Annotated in this window: 16 protein-coding genes and 1 pseudogene; 7 read left to right on the top strand and 10 right to left on the bottom strand. The window is 61.1% G+C overall.

All coding sequences use genetic code 11. The annotated features are described in order from the left end of the window. On the bottom strand, window positions 1-414 hold a 414-nt coding region (locus tag IYY11_RS01125; protein ID WP_196402409.1), incomplete at its 3' end, for a DUF1403 family protein. Window positions 415-667: 253 nt separating this feature from the next. Here IYY11_RS01125 and IYY11_RS01120 point away from each other — a divergent pair. Beyond that, window positions 668-1,783 carry a tyrosine-type recombinase/integrase gene (locus tag IYY11_RS01120; protein ID WP_154454077.1) on the top strand — a complete coding sequence of 372 codons (1,116 nt, stop codon included), beginning with the start codon at window positions 668-670 and terminating at the stop codon, window positions 1,781-1,783. Window positions 1,784-1,792: 9 nt separating this feature from the next. On the opposite strand, the gene IYY11_RS01115 is transcribed toward IYY11_RS01120, so the two are convergent. The 5 genes from IYY11_RS01115 to IYY11_RS01095 all read right to left on the bottom strand — a co-directional run bounded on the left by IYY11_RS01115 (window position 1,793) and on the right by IYY11_RS01095 (window position 7,001). Further along, window positions 1,793-2,065, bottom strand: a complete 273-nt coding sequence (locus tag IYY11_RS01115; protein ID WP_154454076.1) for a hypothetical protein — start codon at window positions 2,063-2,065, stop codon at window positions 1,793-1,795. Window positions 2,066-2,078: 13 nt separating this feature from the next. Continuing rightward, window positions 2,079-3,449, bottom strand: coding sequence for a plasmid replication protein RepC (gene repC, locus IYY11_RS01110; RefSeq protein WP_154454075.1), 1,371 nt, complete (start codon window positions 3,447-3,449; stop codon window positions 2,079-2,081). Window positions 3,450-3,672: 223 nt separating this feature from the next. Beyond that, window positions 3,673-4,671 carry a plasmid partitioning protein RepB gene (gene repB, locus IYY11_RS01105; RefSeq protein WP_154454074.1) on the bottom strand — a complete coding sequence of 333 codons (999 nt, stop codon included), beginning with the start codon at window positions 4,669-4,671 and terminating at the stop codon, window positions 3,673-3,675. A 2-nt stretch (window positions 4,672-4,673) separates the two neighbouring features. Next, window positions 4,674-5,840, bottom strand: a complete 1,167-nt coding sequence (repA, locus tag IYY11_RS01100; protein WP_154454089.1) for a plasmid partitioning protein RepA — start codon at window positions 5,838-5,840, stop codon at window positions 4,674-4,676. Between the two features lie 222 nt (window positions 5,841-6,062). Further along, on the bottom strand, window positions 6,063-7,001 hold the full coding sequence (locus IYY11_RS01095) for a DUF2493 domain-containing protein (RefSeq protein WP_154454073.1): 939 nt from the start codon (window positions 6,999-7,001) through the stop codon (window positions 6,063-6,065). A gap of 570 nt (window positions 7,002-7,571) precedes the next feature. Here IYY11_RS01095 and IYY11_RS01090 point away from each other — a divergent pair. The 5 genes from IYY11_RS01090 (at window position 7,572) to IYY11_RS01070 (ending at window position 12,755) form a co-directional block, all read left to right on the top strand. Further along, a complete protein-coding gene (locus IYY11_RS01090) occupies window positions 7,572-8,633 on the top strand; it encodes a Fic family protein (RefSeq protein WP_246716519.1) in 1,062 nt (353 codons plus the stop codon). An 85-nt stretch (window positions 8,634-8,718) separates the two neighbouring features. Continuing rightward, window positions 8,719-10,155: a DUF6880 family protein gene (locus IYY11_RS01085; RefSeq protein ID WP_196391674.1), complete on the top strand. Its 1,437-nt coding sequence runs from the start codon at window positions 8,719-8,721 to the stop codon at window positions 10,153-10,155. Between the two features lie 424 nt (window positions 10,156-10,579). Beyond that, window positions 10,580-11,425, top strand: a complete 846-nt coding sequence (locus IYY11_RS23395; RefSeq protein ID WP_196391675.1) for a hypothetical protein — start codon at window positions 10,580-10,582, stop codon at window positions 11,423-11,425. A gap of 68 nt (window positions 11,426-11,493) precedes the next feature. Continuing rightward, the gene (locus tag IYY11_RS01075) at window positions 11,494-11,946 is read left to right on the top strand and encodes a Spy/CpxP family protein refolding chaperone (protein ID WP_154454069.1); all 453 of its coding nucleotides are present in this window, start codon (window positions 11,494-11,496) and stop codon (window positions 11,944-11,946) included. Between the two features lie 536 nt (window positions 11,947-12,482). Beyond that, complete coding sequence (locus IYY11_RS01070; RefSeq protein ID WP_154454068.1) at window positions 12,483-12,755, top strand: hypothetical protein; 273 nt, start codon at window positions 12,483-12,485, stop codon at window positions 12,753-12,755. 345 nt (window positions 12,756-13,100) lie between these two features. Here IYY11_RS01070 and IYY11_RS01065 read toward each other — a convergent pair. Beyond that, window positions 13,101-14,480: pseudogene (locus IYY11_RS01065) on the bottom strand (IS1182 family transposase). Here IYY11_RS01065 and IYY11_RS01060 point away from each other — a divergent pair. Beyond that, window positions 14,382-14,633, top strand: coding sequence for a hypothetical protein (locus tag IYY11_RS01060; RefSeq protein ID WP_195838315.1), 252 nt, complete (start codon window positions 14,382-14,384; stop codon window positions 14,631-14,633). The pseudogene IYY11_RS01065 and the gene IYY11_RS01060 sit on opposite strands and share 99 nt — an antisense overlap. Window positions 14,634-14,641: 8 nt before the next feature. Here IYY11_RS01060 and IYY11_RS01055 read toward each other — a convergent pair whose 3' ends face one another. The 3 genes from IYY11_RS01055 to IYY11_RS01045 all read right to left on the bottom strand — a co-directional run. Beyond that, the gene (locus tag IYY11_RS01055; protein WP_246695849.1) at window positions 14,642-16,906 is read right to left on the bottom strand and encodes a copper-translocating P-type ATPase; all 2,265 of its coding nucleotides are present in this window, start codon (window positions 16,904-16,906) and stop codon (window positions 14,642-14,644) included. A gap of 199 nt (window positions 16,907-17,105) precedes the next feature. After that, entirely contained in the window at window positions 17,106-17,318 is a 213-nt protein-coding gene (locus IYY11_RS01050; RefSeq protein ID WP_154454066.1) for a hypothetical protein, read from the bottom strand. 34 nt (window positions 17,319-17,352) lie between these two features. Then, a partial coding sequence (locus IYY11_RS01045) for an efflux RND transporter permease subunit (RefSeq protein ID WP_196402408.1) occupies window positions 17,353-19,473 on the bottom strand: 2,121 nt, incomplete at its 5' end.

Genomic DNA, 19,473 nt, shown 5'->3' with positions numbered 1-19,473 from the left:
CGCGCAGGCCGCGGCGGCCGTGAGCGCCAGGCGCTGGCGCAGCGCGCCCGAAAAAACCGGCTCGACGCCGAAGTTTTTGCCGGCATTAGAAACATCGACTGAGTCGCTGCTGGCGCTCGATATATCGGCGCCAGTCCCTAAGCCGGCGCTCGAAACATCGACGGCTCTATCGCCGGCGCGCGAAACATCGGCGCCGGCGCGCAAAATCTGATCGAGATGGGCGATGCCGGCGCCGGCGAGAAACATCGCGTTTCTGTCGCCGCCGTTGAGCCTCGCCCAACGCGGAAGCGGCTGGATTTCCGGAAGATTTGGGGGGCGCGACGGGTTTAGAGGACGGCTTCGCACGACGCGCCGCGGGCGCGCCATCGCCACGGGTTCAAGGCTCAACGGGTGGGGCGAATCGCTTTCCAACATGCGCGGAATCGTAGGCGCGGAACGGGTCCAGCGGCAAGTACTGGCGGCGCTTTGTTTGCTGATGTCAGCCAAATTCCGCCGCGCTTGTCTTTCCTCCTTCATGTCCGATAATGTGGGCTTATCGGACATGATTCGACAGGCCCGGAGTTCCGGGCGCGCGGATCCGAATTCGGGCGCCCAGAGCCTGCCGAGGCGTCGTATTTTTGCGCCCCAAACAACGCCAGGCCTCAAACAAGCCAAAATGAGGACGCGTATGACCAAGATCGATGATGATCTCGCCAGCGGCGGGGCCCCGCTCGCCGCGCGCGCCCCCTCCCCGCATCTCGCCGCGCTCTCCGAAAAAGCCCGCGATTACGCCCGCAACGCCCGCTCCGACAATACAAGACGCGCCTATGAGTCAGATTGGCGGCAGTTCGCCGCCTGGCTGCGCCGGCAGGGCCTCGATCCCCTGCCCCCGGAGCCGCAGACGGTCGGCCTTTATTTGGCCGCTTGTGTGGACAGCGAGCGCAGTCGCGCGCCGCTGAGCGTTTCGACGCTGGAGCGCCGGCTGGCCGGCATTTGCTGGCGTTATCGCCAGCGCGGCGAACCGCTCGACACATCCGATCGGCATATTTCCACGGTGCTCGCTGGCATTCGCCGCGCCCATGGCCGACCGCCGGTCCAAAAGGAAGCCATCTTCGCCGACGAACTCATCGCTATGCTGGCGACGCTCGAGATGGATCTGCGCGGCCTGCGCGACCGCGCCATTTTGGCGATCGGCTTCGCCGGCGGCCTGCGCCGCTCGGAAATCGTCGGTCTCGATTGCGGGCCCGATCAGAGCGAGGACGGAACCGGCTGGATCGAGATTTTCCGACCCGCAAGGCGGCCCGAAAGCGAGTCTGAGGAGGTGCAAGGCGATCCGAAATTGGACGTGCCTGAAGACACGGGCGAGGGCGGCCTGCTGCTGACCATCAACGGCAAGACCGGCTGGCGCGAGGTCGAAGTCGGCCGCGGCGCGCGTCCGGAAACCTGCCCCGTCGCCCTGCTGGAGACCTGGATGCGTCTCGGCCGGATCAGCCAGGGGCCCCTCTTCCGCCCAATTGCGCGCAAGAATGGCGGCGTTTCCCCTGAGCGGCTGACCGATAAACATGTCGCCCGGCTGGTGCAGAAAACCGCACTTGCCGCCGGCATTCGCAGCGATCTGACCGAGGGCGAAAGACGCCTCGCCTTTGGCGGCCATTCGCTGCGCGCCGGCCTCGCCTCGTCGGCGCAGATCGAGGAGGCGCATGTGCAAAAGCACCTCGGCCATGCCAGCGCCGAAATGACGCGTCGCTACCAGCGAAAACGCGACAGGTTCCGGGTCAATCTCACCAAAGCGGCGGGGCTGTAACGACGCCGTTCACGAGCCATTTTCTTCGGCTGATTGAGAATCCGCGAATGGCGGTAACGCACCGTAGGTGGCGGCGGCCATCAGCGCCTGCGCGGCGATGTCCCCTGCCCGGCTTAGGAGATCAGCCGGCGCCGCATTCCCCGAATCCGCCAACGGAACAAGGTCGATGATTTTGACCAGGGCGTCGGAAAGGATGGCGAGTTGGGTCGTTGTATCGGTCATCGCGTCCGCGCTCCCTCGATGGTCAACGATAATCGCCAAATCCATGGCAATGAAACCCACGCCGGAATTCCAATTATCCCGCCTTCTTGCGTTCCCGCGCCGCTTTCGCCGCCTTGCCGCGCAGCAGCGCCATCAGCACCGGGCCGAGCGAAAACTCCCCTTCCCGCGCCTTTCCGGTCAGCACCCGCAGATAGCCGCCGGCGGATTTGATTTCCTCACCCCGCTGCAGGATCGCGGCGATGACGATCGCGGCGTCATGCTCGCCCAAAACGTCGAGCGCCTGTTTCCAGGCGTCAGGCGAGACGCCTAGCGCCGACCTGACGATCGCCGCCGCGTCGATGAGATCGCGCCAGCGGGCAATCTCGCCGTTTTTGCCGTAATCGACGATGTCGGGACAAGCTTGCAGCACCATGCCGAGCGGGAAGGTTCGCGTCGGTGATGGTTGCCGTTCCCCGAGTCCCGAACCGGGCGCCTCAGCTTCGGTGCCCCCTACCCTTTCGGCCTCGGGATATTCTGGCATTGACCCGGGCGGTTCGGCCCTGCCTTTTCGAAGGCTAGGTTCAAGATCAGGAATGTTTGTGATTTGATTCTGTATATGCCGCTCAGTCTGGGACTCATTGGCGCTTCTTTTTTGCTGTTTTACGTGTGCTTCCAATAGATTCTGGATTTCGGCTGCGAAGGCCGCCAGTTTGGCCGCCAAAGCGGCCAGCGCGCTTCGACCGAGACTGCGCGAATAACGCGCCGAGAGGGCTTGGGAACGCTGGTACAGGCACTCCCACTCGCGGACCTCCCGCCCATCAATCGTCAGCGGCGCGAAGCGAACGCCCTCCTCCATGCCGGTCTCGATCATCTTGGCGATGTCGCGTCGAAGCAGCGTGATCTTCTCGCGCAACAGAGCGATGGCGCGGTTCTCGACGCGCACTTCTTCGGCGAGGTTTTCGATCTCGGCCGCGCGCGCGATGAGTGGCGCCAGATCGAAGCCGAAGGCTTCCGCAATCTCGCCGCCTTGCCCCCGCCGCGCGAAACGTTTCCCGTTCGGCGAGTCCCGCCGAATGATCAGTCCCGCCTCGACCAGCGACGCGAGATGCCGGCGCAGCGTCGCCGGCGCCATGCCATGGGCGCGGATCGAGAGTTCCCGGTTCGACGGAAACACCACGATCCCGGGCGCGGGCGAATCACCTTCCCCATCCCCGCCGTCGCCCTCCGGCAGCGTCAGCGCCGTTTCCTGGTGGAAGCTCAGCAAGGCGTGCAGTACCGAGAGCGCCCGGTCGGTGACGCCGAGCGGGCCCTTGGCTTCCGTCAGGGCGCGAAACAGCCGCCATTTATGAACGACGGTCTCGGAGGCGTCAGGTTTTGCCGCGAAATCCCGCGTCGTCGCTTGCGCCGCCACCATGGCAAGCGACAACGGTCGCCGCCCAAAGGGCGTCGTTGAATGTGTGCGCATATGCTTTTGCCTCGTTCAGGCAAAAGAAATCTGCTCGCCGAAACGGCGCCGACTCTTGACAGCGATTCGCGGAAGTGTGATTCTCTAGGTGCGAACTATGAGAAGGGCTTCCGGGCGATGTTTCGGGGGCCTTTTTCTTTTGTCGTAACCTCTATCTTTGTTGACGAAACGCCTAACTCGTTACTCGACGAGCGTGCGCGTGCGCGCTTTGCTCGCAACAAAACTAATCGTCGCGCTGAGCCACCTGAAACGCCTTAAGCAGGGCCGGCAGTTGGGCCACGACGTATGCGCCGAACTCGGCGTCCACCGACTTGTCGACGTTGATGCGCAGCCATCCCGAATCTTCGTCGACCCGCGCGATCTTTCGTCCCTCATGGTCGATCCACGAGGTAGTTTTCGCCGGCGAGTTCTTGGTGGCAAGCGCCGAGAAGACGGCAGCGAACCTCGAATCTGAGTCGAGCTGCGCAAATTCCGCTTCGCAACAAATGCGCGCCCACAACTTGCTCGCCCGCGGCGCCTTGAGATGCTCTGCAAGGTCCATCCAACGGCGCCGGCCCGCTTTGGGAGCAGCCCCGATTGCCTTCACGAGTTCGTCCGGCAATGCCTTGCGACAGGAAATCAGCCGCGACAATTCCGTCTTGTCGACGGCTAGAGCGGCCATGATTGTTTCGCGGCCAAATCCGCGATCTTCAAGCGACACCGAGAAGGAGGCGCGTTCGATAAAGGAGAGATCGCGACGAGCACTGTTCTCTTGCCCTTGTGCGATGACGAGCTCGTCATCGCTCAGACTGCGAACGACCGCTTTTACGCGCTGCCCCAATTCTCGCAGCGCGCGCAAGCGCCGATGGCCGTAGGCGATCTGGTAGCGCCCCGAGACCTCCGGGTGAGGTCGAACGAGTATCGGAACCTGCTGCCCGTGAGTGCGAATGGACGAGAGCAACGACGTGCAGTCCGCTTCGCTTTCATCGAGACGATCCGTGACGAATGAGGCGTCGACAAGCGATGCGTCGATTTCGACGACGTTCGCGCCGGAAAGCAGCCGTTGTTCGAGGGCCTTCGCCGCGTCGATATCCGCAGAAATCCGCTCCAAAGAGCGACCCATAGCGCCGACCGCCCCCCTGGTTCCGAGTGTCGGCGGCGGGCGGGGGGCGGGCCCATTCTCGGAGTTGACCGCGGTCAACTCCTCCTCGTCCAAGCCCAGCAGGAGGTTTTTGCGCGCCATCCCTACCTCCCCCAAGCCGTTCGGATTAGCCCCTCGATTTCTCCGTTCACCGCGCCCAGCGCTTCAATCGCACGGTCATATGTGGCGCGCGTGAACTGCTCTCGCGATACTTCGTAGAGCGTTTGTTTCGTGATGCCTGCATCGGAAATTGCAGTGCTCTTCACCATCGACGACGTCAGCACCCGCTCGCCAAAAATCGAGCGCATGAACGCGACCATTTGGGTCTGCGGTCCGTCGGTGGGCTCAAATCGCGTCACCAGGTAACGCATCCAGTCATACTCCATGTTGCCGCCGGCCTTGGCCACAACAGACAGAAGGTCCGAGGTCATGATCAAAAACTGACACATCGACATGAGGTCGAGCATCTGCGGATGTACGGTGATCAGGACGGCTGTCGCCGCGCAAAGCGCGGATAGGGTGAGAAATCCAAGTTGCGGCGGGCAATCGAGAACGACCACATCATAGTCGTCCGCCACAGTTCCAAGCGCTTGCGCGACGCGCGCGAAGAAGAGGGCGTCCCCCTGTTTTTTTTCCGCTAGGGCCTTCGGGCTCTCATGCTCGAACTCCATGAGTTCGATGTTGCCGGGAATAATGTCGAGCCCCGGGAAATAAGTCCGCCGGATAATTTCCTTAAGCTCGCGGCGCGCGCCATCGTAGCGGATCGCGCCGTACAATGTTTCGTTCTCGCCAATATCAAACTCAGGCTGATAGCCGTGCAGGGCAGACAAGCTCGCTTGCGGGTCGAGGTCGATCGCCAGAACGCGATAGCCCTGCAGCGCGAGGTATTGCGCCAGATGCGCCGCCGTCGTCGTCTTGCCTGAACCACCCTTGAAATTGGCGACGGATATCACCTGAAGGTGCTCGCCCTTGCCCCGGCGCGGCAAATACCGCCGTCCCGCCTTGCCGCCTTCGTCAAGAAAGACGCGTAGCGCCTGAATATCTTCGAACGAATAGGAACGCCGGCCGGTCGGGCTGGTCTCGGGCTGCGGCCCCTTGGAATCCAACGAGAGTTGCCGAAGATAGCCATCGTTGATGCCGATCAGCTTGGCCGCTTCCCCGGAAGAGAACCGACGCAGGGTCTTGCGCGCTTCCGGCGGAAACAGCTTCTTGCGGTGCGCCAGCAGTTTTGCCGACAATTGTTGCGCATCGCCCGCGATCACCTTGTGAATCTCGGAAAGCGGCGGCGGCTGGATGGCGGGTTGAGATGCCACGGATCAGGCTCGTAGTTACGGTTTAAGATCAAACCTACGGGTGATTTGCGTGGCAAGTAGGCCCGATTCTCCGACTACCTGCAAGAAAAATTGGGTTAACGAATGATTAACGCGCTGCTGGCCATCGGAGATAGCGCAGGCGTGTCATGTTGACCGCGGTCAACTAGAGCCGATGGCGACTCATTTGAACCGCCACACCGGGATGCCCATCTTGCGCGCTTTGTCGCCGAGGTTCTCGACAATGCCGGAGCCGGGGAAGACGATCAGACCGATCGGCAATGTTTCGAGCATCATGTCATTACGCTTGAAGGGCGCGGCATTCTTGTGACGGCTCCAGTCCGGTTTGAAGGCGACTTGCTGAACCTTACGATTGTCCGCCCAGCAGGATGCGATTCGTTCGGCGCCCTTAGCGCCGCCGCCATGGAGAAGAACCATGTCGGGATGTTTCGCATGGACCTTGTCGAGAGCGTCCCAAATCCGCTGATGATCGTTGCAATCGACGCCGCCCGCGAAAGCGATACGAGGGCCGGGCGGCAAGAGCACTTGCGTCTCGGCCAGCTTCTTGGCGTTCAGGAAATCTCGGCTGTCGATTAACGCCGCCGTCAGCGCGCGGTGATTGACCTTCGAGCCCGAGCGCGGACGCCAGACGGACCCCGTCTCTGTGGCATAGAGTTCGGCGAGATGGTCGCGAAAGAATTCGAAGGCGTTGCGCCGTTCGGTCAGCGTCAGGCCTAGCGCGATCAACCGCTCCAGTTCGACCGAGCGGATTTCCGAGCCGTCCTGTTCAGCCTGGGCGCGACGCTGCGCGGTTTCATTGTCGTCGAGCTCGCGGTCGATCCGATCCACCTTGCGATGAAAGAGATTGACGAAGGACCAGAGCAGATCGGGAAAATCGGCTTCGAGCCGGGTGTCGAGAAAGAGACCGGAAAGGGCCTCGACCGCGGCTTCGAGTGCGAGCGATGCGGCGTCAGAAGAGGGTAGGGGACGCGGATCTGGTTCGTCGTCGAGCGGGCGATAGCCGTGCAAGGCGAGTTCATCGAGAAGATGAGGAGAGGGCGACTGGACGTCACGATCCGGCGCACGTGTATCGAAGGGCAAGGAGGCAAATGCATCGTTCATCGCTTGGCGCTTTCACTTGAGGCCGCGCCGATCGCGGCCTGACAGCGATCCCGAGCCGCGGGCGACGCGCGGCGCACCCAAAGGGCGCAACGCAGTGGAGGACGCTTCCCGCCGACTTCTTTGAGGTGCGAGGAATGCCCGAAGCGCCAGCGCAGGGCACGGGAAAGAAGTCGGCGGGGAGGGTTGCGGCAAGCGCGCCGCTTGTGGCGCTATCGCTGCTCTCGCAGGCCGGCGGGCGGCCCTCTAGGAATGCCGAAGCCGAAGAGAATGAATAAACTGCCTCCCGCGCGAACGCCGCGGCGGAGCTCAGGCCCTTCGGAAAGCTCACATCCCGATGACGACTAAGCCAGACTCCCAAGGGGGACCGAAGACGTGCAGCCTTAAGCGAAGCCTGCAGCGGTGACCGAAGAGTGCGCCCGCAAACAATCTACGCCGACAGCGTGCCAATCTCTTCAGAATACCGACTGCCGCATTCTTTGGACGAGAACGCCCGTCAAAAGCGGCTTGAAAAATCGCGTAGGAAATCGGGTCTAATCGGGTATTATCGGGCATGCAATCGGATATGAGCGCATGCAAATGAGGGACCCGAAGCTTGCATTCGGTCCTGACCTCGTAAAGCTCATCGCGGAAATCGATGAGTTCAAAGGCCGATGGGAGGCGCTCAAAACGCTCTCGCCGGACCGACTCAGCGCGCTCCGCAAGGTCGCAACCATCGAAAGCGTCGGCTCTTCGACGCGCATTGAGGGGGCGAAGCTATCCGACGCCGAGGTGGAGGATCTGCTCTCGCGCGCCATTTCCATAACGGCGTTCAGCACACGAGACGAGCAGGAAGTCGCCGGATATGCCGAGGCGATGGATCTGGTGTTCGAGGCGCATGTCGATATGCGCCTCACCGAGAATCATGTCCGCCAACTGCATCAGACTTTGCTGCGTCACAGCGACAAGGATGCGCGCCATCGCGGCTCCTATAAGACCCTGTCGAACAATGTCGTCGCGTTTGACGCCGATGGACGGCAAATCGGGGTCGTGTTCGAGACGACCGCGCCTTTCGACACTCCGCGGGAAATGGAGGCGCTCGTCGCCTGGACGCGAAAGGCGCTGGATGAAGAATCGCTGCATCCGCTTATCGTCATCGCCGTCTTCGTCGTGACGTTCCTCGCGATCCACCCCTTTCAGGACGCCAACGGACGGCTCTCGCGCGTGCTCACCACGCTGCTCTTGCTGCGCGCGGGCTACGCCTATGTTCCCTATGCCTCGCTCGAGCGCGTGATCGAGGAAAACAAGGACCTGTACTATAAGGCGCTCCGTCGTACGCAGACGACGCTCGAGAACGAAACGCCGGATTGGGAGCCGTGGGTCGGATTCTTCCTGCGCTGCCTCAAGCGGCAGAAGGACAGTCTTGCGGCAAGGCTGGAGCAGGAACGGCTTGCTGAGGGCGCCGACGCCAATCTGCCAGCTCTTTCGCTCGAAGTCCTCAAAGCTCTACAGGCAAACGAGCGCCTGACCATCGCGCAACTTGCATCCATCACGGGCGCAAATCGGAATACGCTAAAAGTGCGTCTGCGCGAGCTGGTCGCGGACGGACGTGTAAAACGGCGCGGCAAAGCGCGCGCCACCTGGTATTCGCTGTGAACCCCGGTAACCGATCAACGACCGTGCCGTCTTCTCACGCAATCGTTTTCCCGCGGGTTCACTGTCACGCGAGCTTCGATCCAACATGGCGCCGAAAAACACCCTCAACGCCCAAAACCTGGAAGCGCTCGGCGCGAAGCGACTGGCCGAACTGCTGATCGACATCAGCAGCGGTGACGCCGCCGCAAAACGACGCTTGCGACTTGCCCTTGCGGGGGCGCAAAGCCCTGCCGACGCAGCGCGCGAAATCCGCAAGCGGCTCACCGCCATTTCTCGCTCTCGAAGCTTCGTCGACTGGCAGAACCGCCGCGCGCTCGTCGAGGACCTTGAAACGCAGCGACGCGCGATTGTCGAACATGTCGGAAAGGCCGATCCGAAAGAAGCGCTCGATCTCATGTGGCGTTTCATGGCGCTCTCCTCCTCGGTGTTCACGCGTTGCGATGACAGCAGCGGAACGGTGATCGAAATCTTCCACGACGGCGTGAGCGATCTCGGGCGGCTGGCCGAAGCCGCCGAAGGCGACTCGCAAGAATTGGCCGATCGAGCATTTGAGGCTTTGATCGCCAATGACTCCGGAGAATTCGACGGTATTATCGCAACTCTGCGTCCTGCGCTCGGCAACGAAGGTCTCCAACATTTGAAGCAGCGCTTCGTCGCCCTGTCCAAGGAGCAGATCAGAAAGGCGCTCGAACAGGAGCGCCGAAAAATCGGTTGGGCGACCAGCGGTCCGATCTATGAAGACGAAATCGCCGATCGTCACCCCGCCCGCGTTATCGAGGGGGCGCTGCGAGACATCGCCGACGCGCTGGGCGACGTCGACGCCTTCATCGCGCAATATGATCCAGAAACCCGAAAGGTCCCGCGCATCGCCGCCGAAATTTCCGGGCGGCTCCTTGCCGCCGGCCGCGCGGCGGAAGCGCTGACGGCGCTCGAAGCGGCGGAACACAGGCGCGCCGGCTGGCCAGAACTCGAGTGGGAAGACGCGCGCATCGCCGCGCTTGACGACCTCGACCGCCGCGATGATGCGCAGGCGGCGCGCTGGTCGTGCTTCGAACGATTTCTGTCGGCGCGTCACTTGCGCGACTATCTCAAGCGCCTGCCTGACTTCGACGACGTCGAGGCGGAAAGCCGCGCGCTCGATTTCGCAGAGAGTTTCGAGCCTTTCAGTGCGGCGCTCTCGTTCCTCGCCGCCTGGCCAGCGCCGGATCGGGCAGCGAAGCTCGTACTCGCGCGCGCCGAAAAATTGGATGGCGATCGATATGAGCTTCTGACGCCTGTCGCGGAAGTGCTGGCAGGCAAGCATCCCTTGGCTGCGACGCTGGCGCTCCGCGCTATGATCGAATTCTCTCTCGATCACGGCAGGTCCAGTCGATACAAGCACTCCGCGCGACATTTTCAGGAATGCACGGGTCTTGCTCCTACGATTCCGGATTTCGGACAGCATGAAACGCACGAAGCTTTTGTGGCGCGGATGCGCGGCAAGCACGGCAAGAAAAGTTCGTTCTGGAATCTTCTGCCATGAAAGTTCCCGCGCATCGGACCTCAAAACATAGGTCCGGAATCGGGAGGCAAACCGGTCTTTGCGTGACCCGACTGCTTATGGGAACGATGCGCCATTTGCTGACCTTCTCGGGACGCCGAAACGATGTCCGTCAAAATCTGCCAGCTTTTTCCGAGCCGACACTTCCGGTGAGGTTTCGCAGTAGCCGCACGATCAGCAGCTTCGAGATGAAGACGAGAAATATTCTGTGCGAATGACGCCAACGAAAAGGCTCATTCCTCACACAAACAGAACTCTGGCTGGGACGCCCTGCGGCGGGCCGCCGCGACGTCTCGCCCAGATTCAATTCAGGACCGCTGGCAAGCGGGAATGATGGCGCATGCTCTAGCCGTTCAAGCTATTCGTAGTCGCACTTGTCGCGCTTTCGCTAGCGTTGGATGGGGCTTTGGTACCCGCTTTCGGCGGCGGCCATGGCGGCTTTGGCGGCGGCGGGCATGGCGGCTTTGGCGGCGGCGGACATGGGTTTGGCGGCGGCTTTGGGGGATTGCCCGGCTTCGGTGGCGGACGTGGTTTCGGCGGGGGCCATGGCTTTGGCGGAATCCCTGGCTTTGGCGGCGGGCGCGGCTTTGGCGGCCAACGCGGCTTTGGTGGAATCCCTAGTTTGGGCGGCGGGCGCGGTTTTGCGAGCCCGCGCGGCTTTGGTGGAATTCCCGGCTTGGGCGCTGTGGCGGGCGGCGCTTTCGCACGAAGCGCCGGCTGGGGAGGTTACGGCGGAGGCTGGGGAGGTTACGGTTGGCCCGGATACGCTTGGGGCGGCTATGGCTGGCCCGGCTATGGCTGGGGCGGCTATGGTTGGCCGGGTTACGGTTGGGGGCTGGGCGTGGCCGGGCTCGGGCTCGGGTTGGCGAGCGCCTATTCCCCATATTCGCCCGTGGCCTTCGCGTATCCCTACTATGCCTCGCCCTTTTACTGGGCCGCATATCCGCTCTACGGGTGGGGCGGCTACGGCTGGGACGGCTATGGTTGCTGCGGCTGGGGCGGTTACGATTGGGGATTGGGCCTGGCCGGGCTTGTGCTTGGCCTAGGGCTGACGAGCGCCTTCTCCTACCCGCTCTATGGAAGCCCCTTTTACGGCGTGCCTTATCCGCTCTATGGCTCTGACGTTCCGCTCGCCTATGCGCCGCCGCCTTACGTTTACGGCGTCGGCCCGGTCTATGGCTATGGCTATGAGTCCGTGGCCTATGACTATGCGCCTGTGACGGCCGTCTCCTACGGCGTGCCACTCTGGTGAGCAGCCAAAAGATCGTTGCGGTCAGGAATGGCGGCGGGCGTAACGCCCGACCCATAAGAGGAAGCATCATGAGATCAAGCACACTCGCAATCGCGTCAGCGGCGCTACTGAGCGTTTTGAGCCCCGCCGGCGCGCAGGATCCCGGCGCGATCAGGCAAGGGGGCGCGGCGACGGCGGGGCAGGCCATGATGTGCCGCGCCTATGAGCGCGTCGAAGGTCAACTCGCCTACATAAAGACGGAGCTCAGGATTACAGCCGCGCAGGAGCCTCAGTGGAACGTCTTCGCCAATGTCTTCCGGGCGAATAAGGAAAAGCAGTATCGGAGCTGCAGAATGGCGCAGGAGCAGAATCGCTCGATGATGTCCGCCAGCTTACCGGAGTCAATCAAGATCAAGGAAGATCACTTGAGCGAAGAGCTAGAGGCCTTGCGCGTGCTGGACGCGGCGCTACAGCCGCTCTATGCGACCCTGAGCAAGGAGCAGAGGAAGACCGCCGACGAGATCTTAAAAGGAGCGTCTTGAGCGAGAATTTTTACATCGCGCCCGGGCCATGAACCGGGCTTTGTGAATGGCTCCTCAGGGTCAAAAGCCGCCTGCAATACTAACGCCCCGTGGACGCGTCATTCGATGGGATGCAGGCTCTGGGAACTGATCGGGGGCTGTACCGGCGGTAGCATTTTCTTAAGAAATTGAGCGTCGCATGATCCTGCAACGTCAGGCGCTCCTTTTCTTAACGCCGCAAAGTTTTGAGAACGTAAAGCAGCTTGGCGTTGCACCAAAATTCCCCCGCCGTGGATTCGTGAGCAAGTCGCCCATGCCCCGGCGCTGGCCTCTGTTCGAAAGACAGTCGAGGTTTGGCTGTGCTCATCCGCCCGGTGGGCGCATGTGATCGGCGAGGGAGTCCGTCGCACATGCCCCCGCGCTGGTGTGGCACTAGTGGAGTTGCTCTAGATGCATCAGCAGTTGCCATGAGCCAACGGTTAGCGCCAGCGTTATGCCTAGTAGCATAATGGCGACCAAGACGCGCGCTGCTTTATTGGAGAGCATGGCGAGACTCCGTGAAAAAGAATGCCATTAATTTGCCATTTGATCTGTATTTTATTGGTCCCCATGTGGCTGCTTGCCTGATTCCAGCGCCCCAACATTGGAGGCTTGCTATGTCGGAAGAAATCAAAAAATTAACAGCCTCGAAAGAAGCAGACCTATTCGACTCCGCAAAGCTATTAAAGCAGTTGCACGATGAAATTTTGGCACACATTAATTTGGCGCACACTAAGAAGTTCGACGAACTGATCACAAAAATGTCTTCAAGCACGCACTCACTGACCTGAGCTTCTGCGTCTCAATAAGATTGAGCTTGACCGCTATACTTTTACTCACCATGAGCAAAAGACAAACGGCGAAGGTCGAGCGGCTTTCGTCTTTTGATACGGCTTCCCCATTGGAGGGCCTAGAAAACCAAAAGCCGCAGGCGACGCGCCAAGCCGGATATGCCGCCAAAAGACGAAGAGCGATCCACGCGGCGCTGGTCGAGACGATGTAGATGTGTCGGTAATGCGCCGATTTCGTTGAAAAAGTCTGGGAGATAGGGCCGTCGGCCTCCGTGGAGGTGTTTTTCAGGCATTGGACTGCGCGTTCTTCGGCGTGGTGGCGGCAACGCCGCCATAGTGTGCGGCTTATGCCGCCATTTCGAACTCTGGGGGTCTCAACCGCGCGAGACGTCGCAAGTTTTGCGCGGTCGCGGCGAGCAGGAACTCGTCCTTTGCGCCACATGGACCCCGTAGCCGCAAGCGCCCGAGTCGCAATATGCGTTTGAGATGGGCGAACAGCATCTCCACCTTTTTGCGTCGCTGACAGGCCGTTTCAAATTCGGGCGTTCCAGCAAGCGCCCGAGCGACATCGCGGGAATCTTCCTCCAGATCGCGTGGAATCTTCCGCGCCACAGCGTTCGGGCAACATCTCGCTTTGAGTTCGCAAACGTCACAATCCTTCTTGCTCGCACGGTAACGACGCGTGCCGTCAGCCCCGACGCCGGTGCGCGGCGTGGCGTAGGCGCGCCGGAACTGAACCAGCTTTTTTTCAGCCGGGCAGATATAGCAGTCGGCCTCGGGATCGAACGTGAAGTCTGAACGCGAGAACGTGCCGTCGGTTCGCGTCGACTTATCGAAAACGGGAATGTACGGCGTGATCCGCTTCTGCTTGACGAGCCAGGCGAGATTATCCGCCGAGCCATATGCGGTGTCGGCGACAAGATAACCCGGCTTCAGGCCGAAGCGCTCTTCGGTGCGCTCTACCATCGTTCTTGAAGCGCCGACCTCGGCCTGTCGGACGGCGCGCGTTGCTTCGACATCGACGATCACGCCGTGATCCGTATCGATCAAATAATTGGTCGCGTAGGCGAAGAACGCGTGGCCTTTATGCGCGCCGGTCCATTGCGCCGCGGGATCCGACCGCGCGATGAACTTCGGCGTCACGGGCGAAGCCGCGCCGAACGCGGCGTCATCGAGCGTTGCAAGATATTCGCGCGCCGCGCGGCACGCGTCATCTTTGATTTCGCCGGGGTCCCAGTCGCTGCTCGGAACTGAGCGCTGCTTGTTGGCGTCGGCAGCGATCAGACTTGCATCGACGGCGAAGCCGTTAGCGCTGACAAGCCCTTCCGCCATGCAACGCTCGACGATGGATTCAAAGAGCTGGCGCAAGATGTCGCTCTCGCGAAAGCGGCCATGCCGGTTCTTGGAAAACGTCGAATGGTCTGGGACTTTGCCGTCCAGGCCGAGGCGGCAGAACCAGCGATAGGCGAGATTGAGATGCACTTCCTCGCACAGGCGGCGTTCCTACCGAATGCCCAGGCAATAGCCGACAAGAAGCATGCGGATCATCAGCTCCGGATCGACTGAAGGGCGGCCAGTGCTGCTGTAGAAGGGCTTTAACGCGGCGCGAACGCCTTCGAGATCGAGATGCCGATCGATCCCGCGCAATTGATGGTCCTTCGGCACATGATCGTCGAGGCAGAAATCATAAAAAAACCGAGCGGCTGCTGTCTGAGCTCCCATCATCGCCGCTTCTCCTGCAAATTAGCAGGAAAAGTGAATCACGACCCGTGGCGCCCGGCAACAATCGAGTTTTTCAACAGTATCCGCCATTTGCAGACCTTCGGCTACGCGCCGGAAGTCGGCAAGGCCAGGCTCATTGCGCCGGACAACCCATAGCCTTCTGCTTAGGTCGAATATGGCGGCATCTCAATTTTGGCCTTTGGTTGGATCTCCGCTTGCCTCAGTCGCAGAGAATTGATGACGACGCTGACTGATGACAGCGCCATCGCCGCGGCGGCGATCGTCGGCGATAAGAGTAGCCCGAAGGTCGGATAGAGCGCGCCGGCCGCAATGGGCACGCCCGCGACATTATAAATGAACGCAAAGAATAGATTCTCGCGGATGTTGCGCATCGTCATCTTGGAGAGGCGTCTGCCACGCATAATGCCCCGGAGATCGCCCTTCAACAAAGTCACTCCCGCGCTCTCGATCGCGACATCGGCGCCGGCACCCATGGCGATGCCGACATCGGCCGCGGCCAAGGCGGGGGCGTCATTCACGCCGTCTCCCGCCATGGCGACGATTCGACCCGCCTCGCGCAAGCGGGTCACGACTTTGCTCTTATCCTCGGGCAGGATCTCAGCTTCGATCTCGCCGATCCCCAAGCGCTTGGCGACCGCGCGCGCCGTTGTCCAGTTGTCGCCGGTGAGCATCACGACAGCGACGCCATCTTCGCGCAGCGATTGCAGCGCGCCTTCCGTCGTCGGTTTAATCGGATCCGCAATGGCAATGACGCCAGCAATCATTCCGTTGATCGCCACGAAGATCGCTGTCGCGCCGTCTTCCCGCAGGCGTTCAGCGTCGCTATCGAGCGGCGTCGCATCGACGCCGAGCTCCACGAGATATCGACGATTGCCGATCGCGACCGCTTTGCCTTCGACCCGGCCGATGACGCCCTTGCCCACGGGGGAATCGAAATCCGTCGCGCCCTTGAGCGCGAGCCCGCGCTCGGCTGCGGCCTGAACGATCGCCAACGCCAGCGGATGCTCGCTGCCGCGTTCAAGACTCGCCGCCGTCGCCAATAGATCGTTCTCTGCAATGCCCGCAACGACGCGGATGGCCGTGACGCGCGGCTTGCCTTCGGTGAGCGTCCCGGTCTTGTCCACCACCAGCGTGTCTATTTTTTCCAAGCGCTCCAGCGCCTCGGCGCTTTTTATCAGCACGCCCGACTGCGCGCCGCGTCCCACGCCGACCATGATCGACATCGGCGTCGCAAGACCGAGCGCGCAGGGGCAGGCGATGATGAGGACGGAAACGGCTGCAACTAGCCCAAAAGTCATACGTGGTTCCGGTCCCCACATCGCCCAGGCAAGAAATGCTAGAACGGCGACGAGAATGACGACGGGCACGAACCATCCCGCCACTTGATCGGCGAGGCGTTGTATTGGCGCGCGGCTTCGTTGCGCGGAAGCGACCATCTCGACAATCCTTGAGAGCACGGTGTCGTGGCCAACCTTCTCGGCGCGCATCACAAAGCCGCCAGTCTGATTGAGCGTGCCGCCAATGACGTTGTCGCCTGCAGTCTTGGTCACCGGCATTGATTCGCCGGTGACCATGGACTCATCGACCGAACTGCGGCCCTCGATGAGTTCGCCGTCCACAGGAACCTTTTCTCCTGGACGGACGCGCAGGCGCTCGCCGACCTTCACAAGATCCAGCACAATTTCTTCGTCGGATCCGTCAGCGTTAATCCGAGTCGCCAATTTTGGCGCGAGATCGAGGAGCGCGCGTATGGCGCCGCCGGTCTGTTCCCGTGCGCGCAATTCAAAAACTTGTCCAAGCAGAACGAGGACGGTGATCACCGCCGCCGCCTCGAAATAGATCGGGACAGAGCCGTCGATGTTACGAAATGCAGGTGGAAAAAGAGACGGCGCGAATGTTGCGGCGACGCTGTAAATCCAGGCGACGCCAGTTCCCATGGCAATGAGCGTGAACATATTCAGATTGCGTGTCACGAGCGACTGCGCGCCTCGAACAAAAAACGGCCAGCCAGCCCAGAGCACGACCGGGGTCGCCAAAATGAGCTGCAGCCAGTTCGACGCCTGCGGCGCTAGCAAATGATGCAGATTGAATAAATGGCCGCCCATCTCCAAGACGAGGACCGGCGTCGCCAACGCCAGCCCGATCCAGAACCGCCTAGTCATGTCGATGAGTTCGGCGTTCGGTTGGGCTTCATTTGAAGCGACCAGCGGCTCGAGCGTCATGCCGCAGATCGGACAATTTCCGGGTCCGATCTGACGAATCTGCGGGTGCATTGGGCATGTGTAGATGACGTTCGACGCGTGTGTCTCGCGTTCAGCCGCATCCTCGGTTGCGCCGCCGGCGCCGGCCGGCTCCGATCCCTCATGCGAGGCGTGATCATTCCGATGCTCCTGGGCCACGCGGTTCATCCTTCCTTGCGCCGTCAGAAGCGGCATCGCAATTGATCTAGGCGTCCCTTGCGCAAGGTCGATCGTCGTTGCTCGCGCGGTTACCTAAGGAACACGGTCCGACAGCAAATCGATAGTCGGACCGTTCCATTATTGTCGACGACAATTACCGTACGTCAGCTTCGCATTGAATATGCGTTCAATTACGAAGCTCTCTCCGTCAGCGACAGACCCACACCCATCTTCCATGATGGAGGTGCCAGCACACATTATGTCTGTGTTGACCGGGGGTGCTCCAATCACGATGCATGTGCCGGCCATGGCCGCCGGGGACCATTCCGTGAATCTGCGGGTCGTGCTCGTCCATGCCTTGCGCCATCGCGGGAACGGATAAGGACAGCATCGCCGCTAAGGCGATGGGGAGTCTAAGCATTGGTGTTCCTCCTCTGAAGATTGTTGTCATTACATTATGGAGCTGCGTGGATAGTTCCTTCCAACTCCTGTTTGACCTCTCCTATTTGAGACAGGCCAAACCCCTTGATCAGCGCATAGATCGCCGGAATGACAATGAGCGTCAGAGCCGTCGAAGACACCATGCCGCCAATCATCGGAACGGCGATACGCTGCATAACTTCTGATCCTGCGCCCGTGCTCCAGAGGATCGGCACAAGCCCCGCCATGATCGCGACAACCGTCATCATCTTCGGCCGCACGCGTTCGACAGCGCCGAGCATGATCGCCTCATGCAAATCAGCTCTCGTGAAAGCAGCGCGCGAGACGTTACGTGCAGTCCTGATTTCGCGCATCGCTTGATCGAGATAAATCAACATGACGACGCCGGTTTCGGCGGCCACGCCGGCGAGCGCGATGAATCCCACCGCCACCGCGACGGACATGTTGAAGTTCAACCACCACATCAGCCACACGCCGCCGACCAGCGCGAAGGGCAGCGACAGCATGACAATCAATGTCTCGGTCAAGCGGCGGAAGTTCAGATAGAGCAGCAGGAAAATGACGAGCAGCGTCAGGGGCACGACGATCCGCATGCGCGCGTCGGCCCGCTCCAGATATTCGAATTGGCCGCTCCAGGTGACATAAGAGCCGGGTGGGAACTCGATCGCTTCTGTGACTGATTTGCGCGCTTCCGTGACATAGCCGCCAAGATCGCGGTCCCGAATATCGACGAAAATATAGACCGCAAGCTGACCGTTTTCGGTGCGGATCGAAGTTGGACCACGAACGAGTTCGACCCTCGCCACCTCGCCGAGCGGAACCGTCCCACCGCCCGGCATGGCGATGAGCACTTCGCTGGCGATCGCCCTCGGATCAGAACGAAAGTCGCGCGGATAGCGCATAGTGACGCCATAGCGTTCACGCCCCTCGACGGTCGTGGTTATGGTCTCGCCGCCAAGAGCCGTCGCGATAACCTCTTGCAAGTCGCCGATCATGAGTCCGTAGCGCGCGAGCATCGCGCGGTCGGGAACAATATCGAGATAATAGCCGCCGATGACGCGTTCGGCGTAGGCGCTCGAAGTTCCGGGCACGCGCTTCAGGACCGACTCGACTTGACGCGCCAGCCCCTCCATTTGCGATAGATCGCGGCCGAAAATCTTGACGCCGATCGGCGTTCTGATCCCCGTCGCCAGCATGTCGATCCTGTTTCGGATCGGCATGGTCCAGGCGTTCGACACGCCGGGGAATTGCAGCGCCGCATCCATTTCCGCAATGAGCTTGTCGATGGTTATTCCAGAACGCCACTGATCCTTAGACTTCAATTGGATGACGGTCTCGGACATTTCGAGCGGCGCCGGATCGGTCGCAGTTGAGGCGCGCCCGGCCTTGCCATAGGCCGATTCAACCTCGGGGAAGGCTTTGATGATACGGTCCTGCCTTTGCAGGAGCTCGGCGGCCTTGGTGACCGAGAGCCCGGGCAGCGTCGTCGGCATATAAAGGAGCGCGCCCTCATTGAGAGTGGGCATGAATTCGGCTCCGAGCTGCCGCGCCGGAATGATGGTCAGCGCCAGCGCGCCGAGCGCCAGCAGAATCGTGGCGACCTTCGCTTTGAGCACCAAACGTATGATGGGCCGATAGAGCCAAATGAGCGCGCGATTAATGGGGTTCCTCGCCTCGGGAACGATTTTTCCGCGCACGAAGACGACCATCAGCGCCGGCACGAGCGTCACGGAAAGGAGCGCCGACGCCGCCATGGCGAACGTCTTAGTGAAGGCGAGCGGACTGAATAAACGTCCCTCTTGCGCTTCGAGCGTGAAGATCGGCAGGAACGAAACCGTAATGATCAACAGGCTGAAGAACAGTGCGGGGCCAACCTCGGTCGCAGCGTCGATTATAATCTCGACGCGCCGCTTATTGGGCGGTGCGCGCTCTAGATGCTTATGCGCGTTCTCAATCATAACGATGGCGGCGTCCACCATCGCGCCGATGGCGATGGCGATGCCGCCCAAACTCATAATGTTGGAGCCAATTCCCAGCGCCTTCATCGCGGCGAAAGCCATTAATACGCCAACGGGAAGCATGATGATGGCGACAAGTGCGCTGCGCACATGCATTAGAAAGACGACGCAGACGAG

This window comes from Methylocystis sp. H62 (assembly GCF_015709515.1).
In the GTDB taxonomy this organism is placed as follows: Bacteria; Pseudomonadota; Alphaproteobacteria; order Rhizobiales; family Beijerinckiaceae; genus Methylocystis.
Note: the sequence above shows the minus strand (reverse complement) of the source record. Positions and strands in the feature narration are given on the sequence as shown.

What these genes read in the sequence shown, in the direction of transcription:
- IYY11_RS01120 (WP_154454077.1), top strand. Translation starts at nt 668, where the DNA reads ATGACCAAGATCGATGATGATCTCGCCAGCGGCGGGGCCCCGCTCGCC.
- repC (WP_154454075.1), bottom strand. Translation starts at nt 3,449, where the DNA reads ATGCGCACACATTCAACGACGCCCTTTGGGCGGCGACCGTTGTCGCTT.
- repB (WP_154454074.1), bottom strand. Translation starts at nt 4,671, where the DNA reads ATGGCGCGCAAAAACCTCCTGCTGGGCTTGGACGAGGAGGAGTTGACC.
- IYY11_RS01095 (WP_154454073.1), bottom strand. Translation starts at nt 7,001, where the DNA reads ATGAACGATGCATTTGCCTCCTTGCCCTTCGATACACGTGCGCCGGAT.
- IYY11_RS01090 (WP_246716519.1), top strand. Translation starts at nt 7,572, where the DNA reads ATGCAAATGAGGGACCCGAAGCTTGCATTCGGTCCTGACCTCGTAAAG.
- IYY11_RS01085 (WP_196391674.1), top strand. Translation starts at nt 8,719, where the DNA reads ATGGCGCCGAAAAACACCCTCAACGCCCAAAACCTGGAAGCGCTCGGC.
- IYY11_RS01075 (WP_154454069.1), top strand. Translation starts at nt 11,494, where the DNA reads ATGAGATCAAGCACACTCGCAATCGCGTCAGCGGCGCTACTGAGCGTT.
- IYY11_RS01060 (WP_195838315.1), top strand. Translation starts at nt 14,382, where the DNA reads ATGCCGATCGATCCCGCGCAATTGATGGTCCTTCGGCACATGATCGTC.
- IYY11_RS01055 (WP_246695849.1), bottom strand. Translation starts at nt 16,906, where the DNA reads ATGAACCGCGTGGCCCAGGAGCATCGGAATGATCACGCCTCGCATGAG.
- IYY11_RS01050 (WP_154454066.1), bottom strand. Translation starts at nt 17,318, where the DNA reads ATGCTTAGACTCCCCATCGCCTTAGCGGCGATGCTGTCCTTATCCGTT.